The organism is Mesobacillus sp. QJM3NY_10 (genome assembly GCF_056173465.1).
In genome coordinates, this window is the sequence record NZ_CM149675.1 from 56,929 (window position 1) to 72,528 (window position 15,600).

Here is a 15,600-nt window from a genome sequence, read left to right on the forward strand (position 1 = left end):
GGATTTTGGAGGTTCTTGAATGAAATTTCGACGCAGCGAGCGTTTGATCGATATGACGACTTATTTACTGGAACATCCGCGCCAATTGGTACCGTTAACCTATTTTGCCGAGAAGTATGGTTCAGCAAAGTCCTCAATCAGTGAAGATCTCGGAATCATCAAAGAAACATTTGAACAGCGGGGAATCGGTGTCCTGCAGACCGTGCCAGGCGCAGCCGGTGGAGTCAAGTTCCACGTTCATGTCAGTGAGGAAAAAGCACGTAAGGCAATCGATGAACTGTGTACTATTATGGCAAGTCCTGACCGGTTGCTACCAGGCGGCTACCTTTTCATGAACGATATCCTCGGCAATCCAGCGATTGTGCAGGAAGTGGGGAGGCTGCTCGCTTCTGCTTTTGCAGAAAAAGATATCGAGGTTGTCATGACCGTGGCTACGAAGGGGATTCCTATCGCTTACGCAGTCGCAAGCCAATTGAATGTACCTGTTGTGATTGTCAGAAGGGATAGCAAAGTAACTGAAGGGTCGACTGTAAGCATCAACTACGTTTCAGGCTCATCAAAACGAATCCAGACGATGGTGCTATCAAAGCGCAGCCTTGCAGAGGGTTCGAAGGTTCTGATTGTCGATGACTTCATGAAAGCAGGCGGTACCGTTAATGGTATGATCAACTTGCTTGAAGAGTTTAATGCGGAGTTAGCAGGAATAGCGGTTCTGGTTGAATCGGAGAATATTGAAGAAAGGCTTGTCGATGAGTATCTTTCACTCGTCCGCCTTTCAGATGTAGACGTAAAAGAACGAAATATTACCGTGAGTGAAGGAAATTACTTCGCTCGCAGAGAATAGTTGTTCAAATAACAAATTGACGAGGTGACAATATGAATATTGTACAAACTTCAAACGCGCCTGCCGCAATCGGTCCATATTCGCAGGGTGTGGTTGTGAACAATCTTTTCTATAGCTCTGGCCAGATTCCTTTGACTCCAGAGGGTGTTATGGTAGAAGGGGATATCCAGGCACAGACTCATCAGGTATTCAAAAACTTGAAAGCTGTACTTGAGGCTGCGGGAGCATCACTTGAAACAGTCGTAAAAGCAACTGTCTTCATCAAAAATATGGATGAATTCGCTCAGTTGAATGAAGTATATGCAGAGTATTTCCATACACATAAACCAGCTCGCTCAACTGTAGAGGTAGCAAGACTGCCAAAGGACGCACTGGTGGAAATCGAAGTAGTAGCGCTCGTTAAATAAACGGGCGTTTTTTTTATGTTCAAAAGGGATGAGATATTGTTTGGGAAGGAAAAGGGTTTACAAGAGGAGTATATGTGCACGAAAAAGGAATGGAACAGGAGTTTCGGTCACAAGAAGGGGAAACACCTTTTAAAATAAAGGCTCTGTTAAAGCTAAGTGTTGTTTTTACATCCTGTTGATTGTAGTGGAAGGCGCGAAGACTCCTGCGGGATAGACCCCGGAGGCGCTTAAAGCGCTGAGGAGGCTCCCCGACTGCCCGCGGAAAGCGAAGCGCCTGGAACGAAAATCAACAGCCAAGTTTAACAGAGCCAAAATAAATGTTTTTTCTATAATAAGATCTCAAAAAGAAATAAAAAATAATAACTTTGTAGGAAGTCTTTTTTTACGCGTCAATAGCCAAAAAAGCCTATTTTATAGGTTTTTTTAACCGTAAAAAGGCTTGCAAAATGGAAATGTTCATAAATTCGCCCTATTTTTTCAAAAAAATTTTCTTGTAAAAGAAGGAGATTTGATTTCAACGTGGAATTATTTAACTAGAATTTTATCTATTTGTAAAGGTGGTGAACAGAATGGAAGTAACTGACGTAAGATTACGCCGCGTTAATACAGATGGACGGATGAGAGCGATCGCTTCCATCACGCTTGACAACGAGTTTGTTGTCCATGATATCAGGGTGATTGATGGAAACAACGGCCTATTTGTTGCAATGCCAAGTAAACGCACTCCTGATGGCGAGTTCCGTGATATCGCGCATCCGATCAATTCGGGTACACGCGGAAAGATCCAGGATGCTGTATTGGCAGAGTACCACCGTTTAGGTGAATTAGAAGTTGAATTCGAAGAAGCTGGCGCTTCCTAGAATATATAAGTGTATAACATCAAGAGCCTGCTGCATAAGTTAGGCTCTTTTTTATTTCCCCGGTTTGTCCCCAATTAAACCTCTTTTAAATATATCTTTTAAAATTTTTTTTATTGTTTTTTCATGAAATACTCCCCTACCTAAACTGACAAATAATTGTACTTGTTCTTCTATTCTTGAAATGGCCGGCTATTTAAGATATATTCGTAATGGATAAAAAGGTAAATTGGAGGCCTGCTAATGTCTAATCGTTATGCAATCATTTTAGCAGCCGGTCAGGGAACAAGAATGAAGTCCAAATTGTATAAGGTACTTCACCCTGTATGCGGCAAGCCAATGGTACAGCATGTAATTGACCAGGTGAAAAGTCTTAATATAAACGAAATCGTGACCATTGTCGGTCATGGGGCGGAAAAAGTGAAGGATCAGCTCGGTGAAGATAGCCAGTATGCCCTTCAGGCAGAACAGCTAGGAACCGCTCATGCTGTGCAGCAGGCAGGGGACATGCTTGCAGACAAAGAGGGAGTCACAATCGTTGTCTGTGGTGATACTCCGCTGATCAAGGATGAAACAATGGAAGCTCTTTTCAAGCATCATGAAGAGACAAACGCCAAAGCGACCATCCTGACTGCGAGAGCTGAGGATCCAACTGGATATGGCAGGATTGTCAGGAATGCGGAAGGTTTTGTTGAAAAAATCGTCGAGCATAAGGATGCCAGCGAGCAGGAAAGAAGCATCAATGAAATCAACACTGGTACATATTGCTTCGACAACAAAATGTTATTCGAGGCGATCCAGAATGTATCAAACGATAATGTCCAGGGAGAATACTATCTTCCAGATGTCATCGAAATCCTGAAAAATCAGGGTGAAATCGTTTCTGCGTATGTGACGGATAGCTTTGCGGAGACACTCGGCGTCAATGACCGTGTGGCTCTTGCGGAGGCTGAACGCACGATGAAAAAGCGGATCAACGAGTATCATATGCGCAATGGAGTATCGATTATTGATCCTGATAACACGTATATTGGACCGGATGTGAAGGTTGGACAGGATACGGTTATTTTCCCGGGTACGACGCTTTCTGGCAGCACGGTCATCGGCTCTGAATGCCAGATTGGACCTAATACTGAAATCAGCAACTGCGAGATTGGAAACAATACAGTTATTCGCCAATCAGCTGCCTTCGACAGCAAAATTGGCTCCGAAGTCAATATCGGACCTTTCGCGCACATCAGGCCAGATTCTGATATCCATGATGAAGTAAAAATCGGCAATTTTGTCGAAATTAAGAAAGCGGTATTTGGCAAAGGAAGCAAAGCTTCACACCTTAGCTATATCGGTGACGCACAAGTCGGTGCTGATGTGAATATCGGCTGCGGCTCCATCACAGTGAATTATGATGGCAAAAACAAGTTCTTGACCAAGATTGAAGATGGCGTATTCATTGGCTGTAATTCCAATCTTGTTGCACCAGTGACGATTGGGAAAGGTGCTTATGTAGCAGCCGGTTCCACCATCACTGAAGATGTTCCAGGTGAAGCATTAGCGCTTGCGCGTGCTCGTCAAGTCAACAAAGAAGATTATGTAGGGAAAATGAACGTAAAGAAATAAGAGTCTTGGAGGTCCATAATGTCAAACCAGTATCTTGACCCAAATTTGAAGGTTTTTTCACTTAACTCAAATGTTGAACTTGCCCAGGAAATCGCGAAGGTAATTGGGGTAGAGCTAGGTAAATGCTCTGTATCCCAGTTCAGCGACGGAGAAATCCAGATCAACATTGAAGAAAGCATCCGTGGCTGCGATGTATATGTCATCCAGTCAACTAGCTCTCCAGTAAATGAGAACATCATGGAATTGCTGATCATGATTGATGCATTAAAGCGTGCATCAGCTAAAACAATCAATATTGTTATGCCTTATTACGGTTATGCACGTCAGGACCGTAAAGCACGCGCGCGTGAGCCAATCACGGCTAAGCTTGTGGCGAACCTGCTCGAGACAGCTGGCGCAACTCGCGTGATCACGCTTGACCTTCACGCTCCGCAAATCCAGGGATTCTTTGATATTCCAATCGACCACTTGATGGGAGTGCCAATCCTTGCTGACCACTTCAAGAGCAAAGAACTGAACGGTGATGTTGTCATCGTATCTCCAGACCATGGCGGAGTTACACGTGCAAGAAAGATGGCCGAAAGATTGAAAGCACCGATTGCGATCATCGATAAGCGTCGTCCTAAGCCGAATGTTGCTGAAGTTATGAACATCGTTGGGAATATTGAAGGTAAGGTTGCTATTTTGATTGACGATATTATTGACACTGCAGGTACGATTACATTGGCTGCGAATGCGTTAGTTGAAAATGGGGCACTCGAAGTATACGCATGTTGTACACACCCTGTATTATCAGGTCCTGCAATTGAGCGTATCGAAAACTCCAAGATTAAAGAACTGGTTGTGACAAACTCAATCGCGCTTGCGGAAGAAAAGCGCGTAGACAAGATCCATCTACTGTCTGTTGCTCCATTGATTGGGGAAGCGATTATCCGCGTCCACGAAGAGCAATCTGTCAGCACACTTTTTGATTGATTTTAATATGGAATAACAGGCTTGCCATTAGGCAAGCCTACTCCTGTTTCTGATTGCTTTTATATACGAGCTAGGCTGACCAAGGCGCTTGCGCTTTTTTCATGCCTTACCGTAGAAGAGGCTGAGGCTGTCAAGAAAAGCTGGTTATTGTGACAGGTTTCAAGGAAACAGGGCCAAAGCTGTCAAGAAAAGCTTGTTATTGTGACAGGTTTCAAGGATACGGGATCAAAGCTGTCAAGAAAAGCTCATTATCGTGACAGGTTTCAAGGAAACAGGGTCAGAGCTGTCAAGAAAAGCTCATTATTGTGACAGGTTTCAAGGATACGGGATCAAAGCTGTCAAGAAAAGCTCATTATTGTGACAGGTTTCAAGGAAACAGGGTCAAAGCTGTCAAGAAAAGCTGGTTATTGTGACAGGTTTTGAGGATACGGGATCAAAGCTGTCAAGAAAAGCTCATTATTGTGACAAGTTTCAAGGATACAGGGTCAAAGCTGTCAAGAACCTATAGCAATTTTCCGCGGAGAGCGAAAGTGCCTGGAATGAAACTCAACAGCCATGTTTAATAGAGCCTCTAAAAAAAGTAAAACGTTTAGACCTTCCTGTTTTGGGGCATTTTTTATATAGACAAGTACTTACGAAATAGGAAGGGGACAAAACTATGAGTGCAGTATTGAAAGCAAATGAGCGCACAGGTACTCAACGTTCTACTTTGAGGAAATTACGCCAGGAGGGCAATATTCCAGCAGTTGTCTATGGAAGGACTACTGATAGTAAGTCGATTTATGTAGACAGCATCGAGTTTGTGAAGACTATTCGCGAAAATGGGCGAAATGGCGTCATTTCTCTTGATGTGGGCGGAAGCCAGCATAGCGTCATGCTGACGGATTACCAGGAAGACCACATCAAGAATGAGATTCTCCATGCTGATTTCCTTGTTGTCGATAAAAGCTCGAAGGTACATGCAAGCGTCCGAGTAAACCTCGTTGGCGATGCTGCAGGTGTCAAAGATGGCGGCGTACTTCAGCAGCCGATCCATGAAGTGAACATTACATCGACTCCAGGCAATATCCCTGAGTCAATTGATGTAGATATCACAAACCTGCAAGTTAATGAGAACCTGACACTTGCTGATATCAAAACAGGAAGTTACGAAATTAATGATGACGAAAGCACGGTCGTCGTTTCAATCCTTCCTCCGAAAGTGGAAGAAGAAATCAATTCTGGAGAAGAACAAGAACCAGGAGAGCCTGAAAATGAAGAAGGAAGAGAAACTGAAGCGAGCGAAGAATAAAGCAGCAGTAGACGTAGCCTGAAAAGGGTTACGTCTTTTGCAGTTTTCGTGTACATTAGAAATAGAAATTCTTTCTGGTTTTCCCTGAATCAAGGGGAATTAGCGATTGAATGAGATGATATGCGTTTGTTTAGGGGTGTGGAAAGTGAAGTTATTTGTTGGACTTGGGAATCCAGGAAGGCAATATGATAAAACAAGGCACAATATCGGGTTTGAAGTCATTGATGAGTTATCAAAACGGTGGAATATTCCATTGGATCAGGCAAAGCATAAAGGCTTATATGGAAAGGGATTTGTTGGTGGGGAAAAGGTTATCCTGCTTAAACCTTTAACCTATATGAACCTTTCTGGTGAATCAATAAGGGCCGTTATGGATTTTTATGATATGGACCTGGAGGATTTAGTCGTAATCTATGATGACCTCGATATGCCGACGGGCAGAATCCGATTGCGCCAAAAAGGCAGCGCTGGCGGCCATAATGGCATTAAGTCGACGATTGCCCATACTGGAACACAGGAATTCAAGCGAATCAGGGTAGGTATCAGCCGCCCTACAAACGGAATGGCGATTACGGATTGGGTTCTTGGACGTTTTACAGCGGAAGAAAACGAACAGATGGCTGAAGCTGTAATGAAGTCTGCCGATGCTTGTGAAGAATGGATGAAGAAGCCTTTCTTAGAAGTTATGAATACCTTTAATCAATAGAAGATTTTATTAAAGATGGCGAAATAAACATGCCAATCTTTTGATCAAGTAATATAATGTAAAAAAAGAATCATACAATAGGCTAAGTGCATAAGTTCCTGCCAAAGGGTCAATAATGATAATGACTTAATTTGGGAGGGACGGGCATGGCTATACACTATCATTGCCGTCATTGCGGCACGAAGATGGGCTCACTGGACAGTTTGTCTGTCCACAGTGAAAGTTTAGGGCTGCATAAGCTGACCGAGGAAGAGCGCCAGGAGATGGTTTCTTACGCAGGAAATGGTGACATCAATATAAAATCGATCTGTGAAGACTGTCAAGAAGCCCTGGAACGCAACCCAGACTTCCACCAGCATGACTACCTAATTCACTGACAAGCTTTGGATTCCTCATCCAAAGCATTTTTCTGTTTGTATTTGGCCATCATTATTAAAGGTTGTTCTCGTAAAGATTGTTGTTAAAATCCTAAAGCCGATTTTAACGTGAAAAAATCTATTTTGTAGTTCGGTATTAAGTGTGCAAGCTCTTTTCTCTTAATAATTTTTAATTTTGTAAACAATAGCAACAAAGTTTGAGAAAAGAGCCTTTTAAAAGTAAAGATTAGCATTTTTTTATAGAGAGGGAGAGGTTTGGATGCAGGGGCTGAAAGCTCTATTTAGTCATCAGGATGATGTCCAATCTGTTATATCCGGAATGGATGCGGGGCTTAGGGAACAGCTTGTCGCAGGCCTGTCTGGTTCGGCGAGGACGGTCTTTTTAGCCGCGATTTACGAACAGACGAAGCGCCCCGTCCTGATCGTCACACATAATTTATTGCAAGCGCAAAAACTATATGATGATCTTGTTAATTTAATAGGGGAAAATGATGTTTATCTTTACCCGGCAAATGAATTGATTGCCGCTGAAATAAGTATTTCAAGCCCTGAGCTGAAGGCACAGAGGATAGAAGCTCTGAATCATTGGAGCAAAAAGAAGACAGGTATTGTGATTGTCCCGATGGCTGGCCTTAGGAAGCTGCTGCCGCCAAAGGATCTATGGTCGAAATTCCAGATGACATTCAAGCTTGGTGAAGAGATTGATCTCGAATCGGTTCTTAACCGGTTTGTCAGCATGGGCTATGTTAGGGCGGAAATGGTTTCCGCTCCTGGTGAATTCAGCCTTCGCGGCGGGATTATCGACATTTATCCGCTGACATCGGCAGATCCAATCAGGATTGAGCTGTTTGATGCTGAGGTTGACTCAATCAGGACTTTCTCTCTTGAGGACCAGCGTTCGAAGGAAAAAATGAAGACAGTAGCAATTGGGCCGGCGACAGAAAACCCAATCGAGAATGAACAGCTGGATCGTCTGATCGCGGGGCTTGAAAAAGGGCTCTCGGGCAGTTTGAAGAAGCTTAAGGATGATAAAGCGAAGACTTTGATGTCGCAAAACATTGGCTATGAATTGGAACAGCTCCGCAATGGTCAAAAACCAGATCAAGTTTTCAAGTACTTGTCCATAGCGTATGAAAAACCTCAAAGTTTAATAGATTACTTGCCGTCTAATGGTTTCCTGTTCGTCGATGAAATAAGCAGGGTTCAGGAGATGAATGAGTCTCTTAGCAAGGAAGAAGCGGAATGGTATACGAGTCTCCTCGGTGAAGGGCAGATCATCCATGACCTGAAGATTTCACACCAGCTGCCTGACTTGATGAGTAAAGCCGGAAAGCCAATTGTGTATCTATCTTTATTTTTAAGGCATGTTCCAAACACGAGTCCGCAAAACATCATCAATATTTCATGCAAGCAGATGCAGAATTTCCATGGTCAGATGCATGTGCTTAAAGGCGAAGTCGACCGCTGGCGCAAAGGAAACTATGCGGTTATTTTCCTTGGTCCGGACGCCGAAAGAGTCAAAAAGCTCGAGCGTGTTCTTGAAGACTATGAAATCGATGCAGTAAAAATGAACAGCAAGCAGGAATTGCTGCCGGGAAAAGTTCAGATTATCCAGGGCAGCCTGAATACGGGCTTTGAATTCCCAATCCAGAAGATCGCCGTGATTACGGAAGAGGAACTCTTCAATAAAAAAACAAAGAAGCCTGCGAGAAGACAAAAGCTGTCGAATGCAGAGCGGATCAAAAGTTATTCTGAGCTTAAGATTGGCGATTATGTCGTCCATGTAAACCACGGGATCGGGAAATACTTGGGCATCGAAACGCTCGTGATCAATGGCGTCCATAAGGATTATCTCCATATCTGCTACCAGGGAACGGATAAGCTTTACGTCCCGGTCGAGCAGATTGACCTGGTCCAAAAATACGTCGGCTCAGAAGGTAAAGAACCTAAGGTGTATAAGCTCGGCGGCAGCGATTGGAAACGGGTCAAGAGCAAGGTTCAGTCCTCTGTCCAGGATATTGCAGACGATCTGATCAAGCTTTACGCAGAGCGTGAGGCAAGCATTGGGCACGCTTTCTCTCCTGATGGCGAGATGCAGCGCGACTTTGAATCTTCATTCCCATATCAGGAAACTGAAGACCAGGTTCGTTCAATCCATGAAATCAAGCTTGATATGGAACGTGAGCGCCCGATGGACCGCCTGCTGTGCGGGGATGTCGGCTATGGCAAAACAGAGGTGGCAATCAGGGCTGCCTTCAAGGCGATTGCTGATGGAAAGCAGGTAGCCTTCCTTGTGCCAACGACCATCCTTGCGCAGCAGCACTATGAGACCCTAAGGGAAAGGTTTCAGGACTTCCCGATTAACATTGGTTTGTTGAGCAGGTTCCGTACCCGCAAGCAGCAAACGGAGACAATCAAGGGACTGAAAGCTGGAAGTGTTGATATTGTCGTTGGGACCCACAGGCTGCTATCAAAGGAAATTACCTACATTGACCTTGGCTTGCTGATCATCGATGAAGAACAACGCTTTGGAGTAACGCATAAGGAAAAAATCAAGCAGCTTAAGACAAATGTAGATGTCCTGACTTTGACGGCGACGCCAATTCCAAGAACGCTGCACATGTCGATGCTAGGCGTAAGGGATTTATCAGTCATCGAAACGCCGCCTGAAAACCGGTTTCCTGTCCAGACATATGTCATGGAATACAACGGGGGACTTGTCCGCGAGTCGATTGAACGAGAGCTTGCCAGGGACGGACAAGTATACTTCCTATATAACCGTGTTGAGGATATCGAACGGAAGGCTGAAGAGATTTCCATGCTTGTGCCTGATGCACGTGTCACTTTTGCACACGGCCGCATGAGCGAAAATGAACTGGAATCTGTCATGCTTGGTTTCCTTGAAGGAGAATATGATGTCCTGGTCAGCACGACAATCATTGAGACAGGTGTGGATATTCCGAATGTAAATACACTGATTGTTTACGATGCAGATAAAATGGGTCTTTCCCAGCTTTATCAGCTAAGGGGACGGGTTGGACGCTCAAACAGGGTGGCCTACGCCTACTTCACATACCGAAAAGATAAGATTCTGACTGAGGTGGCGGAAAAACGCCTGCAGGCAATAAAAGAATTCACCGAGCTGGGCTCTGGTTTTAAAATCGCGATGCGCGACCTGTCAATCCGTGGTGCTGGTAATTTGCTCGGTGCCCAGCAGCATGGCTTTATCGACTCCGTCGGTTTTGATCTGTATTCACAGATGCTCAAGGAAGCAATTGAGGAGCGAAAGCCTGAAAAGGATCAAGTGCGCAAGCCTTCGATTGAAATTGATCTTGAACTTGATGCATATATACCTGATAGCTACATCTCTGATGGACACCAGAAAATCGAGATGTATAAGCGTTTCCGTGGTATAGAGACATTGAAGGATATCGATGAATTGAAAGAGGAAATTACCGACAGGTTCGGGGATTACCCTGCAGAGGTGGACACCCTATTTAAGGTAGCGGAACTTAAGGTGTATGCAATCACTGCAGGTGTGGAAACAGTTAAACAGGCTAAGCAGGATGTAACGATTCTTTTAACAGAGGAAGGAAGCAGCAGAATTGATGGACAGAAGGTGTTCAAGCTAAGCAGCCAATATAGGAATGCAGTCGGACTCGGAATGGATGGCAACAAACTGAAAATGGTTGTCCACACGAAAGGCATGAAAAACGACCGCTGGTTCGACATCACTTTTGAGATGATTAAGGGACTTCACGACTCCCAAAAAGAACAGGAAAATACAGTATCGTAACCACATGGAAATAATTTGTAATCTAAATGTAAAATGATAAGGTGTTTCAAAAAAGATAGACAAGGGTAATTTTTGTGTGTACGCAATTATTAGCTGGAAGGTTTATCCGTTTTTGGCACCTTTATCACTTCAAAGAAAATAATAATGAGAAGTGTATAGAACTTTCCATATGAAAGATACTAAGTTCAAATCTTGGTAAGGTTGATTAATAAAGGCAGTATCATTATCGAAAGCTCATTTCGTAAACTTTCGACAAATGATTATTTCCATAAAGTAAAAGTTAACGCGAAAACAACCTTATCTAAAAAAATAATCATCAGATGAAAGTGAGGCAACGTTGGATGAAAGCAACTGGTATTGTTCGTCGAATCGATGATTTAGGTCGTGTCGTAATTCCTAAAGAAATTAGAAGAACACTTCGTATTCGTGAAGGAGATCCACTCGAAATCTTTGTGGACCGTGATGGTGAAGTCATTTTAAAGAAGTATTCGCCAATAAGTGAGCTAGGCGATTTTGCGAAGGAGTATGCAGAAGCACTGTATGATAGCTTAGGCAACCCGGTATTGATTTGCGATAGAGATACTTATATCGCATTGGCAGGAGGTTCCAAGAAGGACTACTTGAATAAAAACATCAGTGAACTTGTTGAAAAGACGATGGAAGACCGTAGTTCGTCCCTTGTGAACCAGCAGTCTAACATCGCTCTCGTTGAGGGAAATGAAGAGCCTGTATCTGCTTATACAATCGGGCCAATCATTGCAAACGGAGATCCAATCGGGGCAGTAATTATCTTCTCTAAAGAAGGATCATTGGGTGACGTGGAACAAAAAGCTGTTGAAACAGCTGCAGGCTTCCTGGCAAGACAGATGGAGCAATAATCAAGATTCCTGATTTTTACCGATTTATAATCTTACCTAAAAGGGCAGCTGACAAAGCTGCCTCTTTTCGTGTTTTAGAACTATAAGCACCTTCCGGGAAGAATAGTGTCCAGCTCCAGCGCTTGTCGGGTCTGACCAAGGCGCTTGTGCTTTTCTGTGTTACATCAATCTAACAAATGGATGTTGAATGTCACACTTGGGGCAGACGCTTTTACCCTTGTGATATAATACGGTTGAAAATGAAAAATTGGAAGGAGATGGGCGATGAAGCCCGTTGCAGATTCAAAGGAACTGTTGAAGGGAGCCATGATCCTGACTATGGCAGCCCTCGTTACAAAAATTTTAAGTGCAGTTTACCGTGTCCCGTTTCAAAATATTGTCGGGGACATTGGTTTTTATATTTATCAGCAGGTTTACCCCTTTTTTGGGATTGTCATGGTTTTATCTACATATGGATTTCCAGTTGTGATATCCAAGCTTTATACGGAGCAGCAGGCTGCAGGGAATACTGGCAGGGCGGATAGGCTTTTGGCTATTTCACTTGTTTTCCTCAGCATGGTTGGAGTACTGTTCTTTTTGTTTTTCTATTTTGGTTCTGGATGGATTGCCGAAAAAATCGGTGACCCTGAACTAAAGCCTTTATTCAAGGTCGTCTCCGTGCCATTCCTGATCTTCCCGTTCACCTCTGTGTTCAGGGGATACTTCCAAGGAAAGGGAAACATGGTTCCGACTGCGATATCCCAGGTTTCTGAACAATTCATCCGTGTTGCGACCATTCTGATCCTGTCAGCGGTCCTGGTACAGCAAGGCTTCTCTCTTTATATCACTGGTGCCGGTGCTGTGTTCGGGTCAATAACCGGCGGAGTCATTTCCGTTTTCATTCTCGGTTTTTTCTATCTGAAAAATGGAGGGGCTAATCCCTTCACGCGTTTTCATATTAGGGATCTATTTAAGGACGCAGCCTGGGTCGTAAAAGCACTGATCATTCAGGGATTTGCGATCAGCATTAGTGGGATGCTGTTAATATTGCTTCAGTTGGCAGATTCGTTGAATATGTATGCCTCATTGCTGGCAACTGGACTGACGGCAGAGGAAGCAAAATCGGCCAAAGGCATTTTTGACCGAGGGCAGCCGCTCATCCAGCTTGGGACAGTTGTCGCCACCTCGATGTCATTAAGCCTTGTACCGGCGATTTCTGGTGACAAATCAAGTAATCGGCGGGAAAAAGTCCTTCCCAAAGTCAGGCTTGCTCTTCAGACAAGCCTGATATTTGGCGCTGCGGCGGCGGTTGGCTTATACAGCATTATCGTTCCAGCAAATATCATGCTGTTTGAGAATGCAAATGGATCCGATGTTCTAGGACTACTCAGCCTGATGATTTTATTTGGCTCTGTCATCCTGACGATTATGAGCATTTTACAGGGGCTTGATAAGTCCATTTTTCCGGCGGCGGTCATTCTTGCCGGATTTGGATTGAAATACATATTAAATCTATTGCTCATCCCTATTGCCGGAACAATGGGTGCAGCTATTGCCACATTTGCTGCGATGCTGGCTGTCATGTTGATCCTGATTTATAAACTAAGACGTGAGCTGGGGCAGCCTGTTCTATCGCTTGTTTTTATAGCGAAAATATTGTTTTCCTCGGCAGTGATGGCTGTCGTTTTGCGATTATTTTTATTTATAACGGATTTCGGATATGGATATATTGAACCAGACAGGCTCGGAGCTGTATTTCAGGCATTAAGCTCAGTGGCCTTGGGAGCACTTGTTTACTTTTTTATTTTGATAAAAACCAGGGCTTTGACTGAAGAAGAACTAGTAACTTTGCCATTTGGCAGCAGAATTGTCCAGTTGTTCTCTAAATAGAGCCTTGAAGGAGGAAGTGTGGATATGGCAAATAAAATATTGATCATCGGACTGGGAGCGGGTGACCTTGACCAGCTGCCGCTTGGTGTATATAAAAAGCTGAAGCAGGAGAAAAACCTGTATTTGCGGACAAAGGAGCATCCGGTAGTCGCCGAGCTCGAGAAGGAAGGATTGCAGTTTCAATCCTTCGATGACGTATATGAAAAACATGATCAGTTTTCGGATGTTTATGAAGAGATAACAGAGATTTTGCTTGCAGAAGCAGAAAAAGCGCCTGTAACCTATGCGGTTCCTGGACATCCTTTGATTGCCGAGCGAACCGTGCAGCTCCTGCTCGAACGAGGGCCAAAGCGGGATACAGAAATTGAAATTGGCGGCGGCCAGAGCTTCCTCGATGCCATGTTCCAGTCACTGGCGATTGATCCGATCGAAGGTTTTCAACTGCTTGACGGCACCGCACTGTCAAAAGAAGATTTACTGCTAAAGAGCCACACAATTATCGGACAGGTCTATGACGCGTTCGTTGCATCTGACGTCAAGCTGACGCTAATGGAAAAATTGCCAGATGATTATGAGGTATACATCGTGACTGCTGCCGGAAGCAGTGAGGAAGTCATTAAAAAAGTTCCATTATATGAACTCGACAGGGAGATGGAGCTAAGTAATTTGACATCTGTTTATGTTCCACCTGTTGAAAATGAGCAAATTTTATACAAGGATTTTCTGAAGCTGCGTGGAATTATATCAGAACTGCGCGGTCCAAATGGCTGTCCTTGGGATAAGAAGCAGACTCATCAAACATTAAAAAAGTATTTGATTGAAGAATCGTATGAATTACTAGAGGCGATTGATAACGATGATATCGATCATATGATTGAAGAGTTGGGGGATGTGCTGCTTCAAGTCATGCTGCATGCGCAGATAGGTGAGGATGAGGGCTATTTTACCATCGATGATGTCATTGAAGGCCTGTCTGCAAAAATGGTCCGCAGGCATCCTCATGTGTTCGGGGACAAAACAGCTGAAAATGAAGCTGAGGTCTTGAAAAACTGGCAGGAGATCAAGGAGCAGGAAAAGGGCGGTGCCGTAAAATCGATGCTGGAGGGAGCCGGCAAAGGGCTTCCGAATCTGCTTAAGGCATATGAGTTGCAAAAGGAAGCAGCTAAAGTAGGGTTCGACTGGAAGACGGTGGCCCCGATCCTTGATAAGGTAAAGGAAGAAATCGAAGAGCTTTCCGAAGAAATCACTACAAATGGCATTCAGGAAGATATCCAGTTGGAATACGGGGACCTATTGTTCGCGCTCGTCAACTTCGCAAGGCATTATGACATCAATCCTGAAGAGGCACTGAACAAGGCCAACCGGAAGTTCATGCGCCGCTTTGCCTATATCGAACAAAAAGCAGCAGAGAATGGCCGAAGTGTCGATGATTACACATTGAATGAATTGGATGCTTTCTGGGAGGAAGCGAAAACACAAGGTTTATAGGTAAAAGGCTGTTTACGCATTGATTGTTGCTTTTCGAACACATACAGTAATCCGTCTTCTTAGAGGTTTCGGGCTCTTGTCGAAGATGCTACCTAAATGAAAATGCGTCAGTAATCGCAAAAATCCAGAAGTCGGTTTTTACTTTGAGTCTGGAAGCAACAAATTTTACGAAAAGAGCGCAGGTAAATCAAACCAATAAGGAAAAAGGGGTTTAAATACAATGAGGCTGGATAAATTCTTAAAGGTATCAAGATTGATCAAAAGAAGAACATTGGCGAAGGAAGTATCCGACCAGGGGAGAATTTCAGTCAATGGTGTGCCTGCGAAAGCAAGTACGAATGTAAAAGCAGGTGATGAGCTGGCGATCCGGTTCGGACAAAAGGTTGTTTCCGTGAAGATCGAAAGGATCCAGGAAACTTCACGCAAGGATGAGGCTGCAGAAATGTATACAATCCTTGGGGAAGAGCGAATTCCTGGAGATGATGATGAGTAAGC

General features: G+C 44.0%; 13 protein-coding genes. All 13 read left to right on the forward strand.

Going from position 1 to position 15,600, the window contains the following annotated elements:
- Positions 1–19: 19 nt before the first annotated feature.
- The 13 genes from purR (at position 20) to AC0VX7_RS00350 (ending at position 15,598) form a co-directional block, all read left to right on the forward strand.
- A complete protein-coding gene (purR, locus tag AC0VX7_RS00290; protein WP_215034656.1) occupies positions 20–844 on the forward strand; it encodes a pur operon repressor in 825 nt (274 codons plus the stop codon).
- 32 nt (positions 845–876) lie between these two features.
- Positions 877–1,251, forward strand: a complete 375-nt coding sequence (locus AC0VX7_RS00295) for a RidA family protein (protein WP_475426234.1) — start codon at positions 877–879, stop codon at positions 1,249–1,251.
- A 569-nt stretch (positions 1,252–1,820) separates the two neighbouring features.
- A complete protein-coding gene (gene spoVG, locus AC0VX7_RS00300) occupies positions 1,821–2,111 on the forward strand; it encodes a septation regulator SpoVG (protein WP_023613316.1) in 291 nt (96 codons plus the stop codon).
- 240 nt (positions 2,112–2,351) lie between these two features.
- Positions 2,352–3,725, forward strand: a complete 1,374-nt coding sequence (gene glmU / locus AC0VX7_RS00305) for a bifunctional UDP-N-acetylglucosamine diphosphorylase/glucosamine-1-phosphate N-acetyltransferase GlmU (RefSeq protein WP_475426235.1) — start codon at positions 2,352–2,354, stop codon at positions 3,723–3,725.
- A gap of 18 nt (positions 3,726–3,743) precedes the next feature.
- On the forward strand, positions 3,744–4,700 hold the full coding sequence (locus AC0VX7_RS00310) for a ribose-phosphate diphosphokinase (RefSeq protein ID WP_041967989.1): 957 nt from the start codon (positions 3,744–3,746) through the stop codon (positions 4,698–4,700).
- Between the two features lie 658 nt (positions 4,701–5,358).
- Positions 5,359–5,991, forward strand: a complete 633-nt coding sequence (locus AC0VX7_RS00315) for a 50S ribosomal protein L25/general stress protein Ctc (RefSeq protein WP_475426236.1) — start codon at positions 5,359–5,361, stop codon at positions 5,989–5,991.
- 145 nt (positions 5,992–6,136) lie between these two features.
- A complete protein-coding gene (gene pth, locus AC0VX7_RS00320) occupies positions 6,137–6,697 on the forward strand; it encodes an aminoacyl-tRNA hydrolase (protein WP_475426237.1) in 561 nt (186 codons plus the stop codon).
- Positions 6,698–6,843: 146 nt separating this feature from the next.
- A complete protein-coding gene (locus AC0VX7_RS00325; protein ID WP_475426238.1) occupies positions 6,844–7,074 on the forward strand; it encodes an anti-sigma-F factor Fin family protein in 231 nt (76 codons plus the stop codon).
- 259 nt (positions 7,075–7,333) lie between these two features.
- Positions 7,334–10,870, forward strand: coding sequence for a transcription-repair coupling factor (gene mfd / locus AC0VX7_RS00330; protein ID WP_475426239.1), 3,537 nt, complete (start codon positions 7,334–7,336; stop codon positions 10,868–10,870).
- Between the two features lie 341 nt (positions 10,871–11,211).
- Complete coding sequence (spoVT, locus tag AC0VX7_RS00335) at positions 11,212–11,748, forward strand: stage V sporulation protein T (RefSeq protein ID WP_215034722.1); 537 nt, start codon at positions 11,212–11,214, stop codon at positions 11,746–11,748.
- A gap of 264 nt (positions 11,749–12,012) precedes the next feature.
- Positions 12,013–13,617 carry a putative polysaccharide biosynthesis protein gene (locus AC0VX7_RS00340; protein WP_475426240.1) on the forward strand — a complete coding sequence of 535 codons (1,605 nt, stop codon included), beginning with the start codon at positions 12,013–12,015 and terminating at the stop codon, positions 13,615–13,617.
- Positions 13,618–13,641: 24 nt separating this feature from the next.
- The gene (gene yabN / locus AC0VX7_RS00345) at positions 13,642–15,105 is read left to right on the forward strand and encodes a bifunctional methyltransferase/pyrophosphohydrolase YabN (protein ID WP_475426241.1); all 1,464 of its coding nucleotides are present in this window, start codon (positions 13,642–13,644) and stop codon (positions 15,103–15,105) included.
- 220 nt (positions 15,106–15,325) lie between these two features.
- Positions 15,326–15,598 carry an RNA-binding S4 domain-containing protein gene (locus AC0VX7_RS00350; RefSeq protein ID WP_215034674.1) on the forward strand — a complete coding sequence of 91 codons (273 nt, stop codon included), beginning with the start codon at positions 15,326–15,328 and terminating at the stop codon, positions 15,596–15,598.
- Positions 15,599–15,600 lie beyond the last annotated feature (2 nt).

What these genes read in the sequence shown, in the direction of transcription:
- spoVG (WP_023613316.1), top strand. Translation starts at nt 1,821, where the DNA reads ATGGAAGTAACTGACGTAAGATTACGCCGCGTTAATACAGATGGACGG.
- AC0VX7_RS00315 (WP_475426236.1), top strand. Translation starts at nt 5,359, where the DNA reads ATGAGTGCAGTATTGAAAGCAAATGAGCGCACAGGTACTCAACGTTCT.
- AC0VX7_RS00325 (WP_475426238.1), top strand. Translation starts at nt 6,844, where the DNA reads ATGGCTATACACTATCATTGCCGTCATTGCGGCACGAAGATGGGCTCA.
- yabN (WP_475426241.1), top strand. Translation starts at nt 13,642, where the DNA reads ATGGCAAATAAAATATTGATCATCGGACTGGGAGCGGGTGACCTTGAC.
- glmU (WP_475426235.1), top strand. Translation starts at nt 2,352, where the DNA reads ATGTCTAATCGTTATGCAATCATTTTAGCAGCCGGTCAGGGAACAAGA.
- spoVT (WP_215034722.1), top strand. Translation starts at nt 11,212, where the DNA reads ATGAAAGCAACTGGTATTGTTCGTCGAATCGATGATTTAGGTCGTGTC.
- mfd (WP_475426239.1), top strand. Translation starts at nt 7,334, where the DNA reads ATGCAGGGGCTGAAAGCTCTATTTAGTCATCAGGATGATGTCCAATCT.
- AC0VX7_RS00295 (WP_475426234.1), top strand. Translation starts at nt 877, where the DNA reads ATGAATATTGTACAAACTTCAAACGCGCCTGCCGCAATCGGTCCATAT.
- AC0VX7_RS00350 (WP_215034674.1), top strand. Translation starts at nt 15,326, where the DNA reads ATGAGGCTGGATAAATTCTTAAAGGTATCAAGATTGATCAAAAGAAGA.
- AC0VX7_RS00310 (WP_041967989.1), top strand. Translation starts at nt 3,744, where the DNA reads ATGTCAAACCAGTATCTTGACCCAAATTTGAAGGTTTTTTCACTTAAC.
- AC0VX7_RS00340 (WP_475426240.1), top strand. Translation starts at nt 12,013, where the DNA reads ATGAAGCCCGTTGCAGATTCAAAGGAACTGTTGAAGGGAGCCATGATC.
- purR (WP_215034656.1), top strand. Translation starts at nt 20, where the DNA reads ATGAAATTTCGACGCAGCGAGCGTTTGATCGATATGACGACTTATTTA.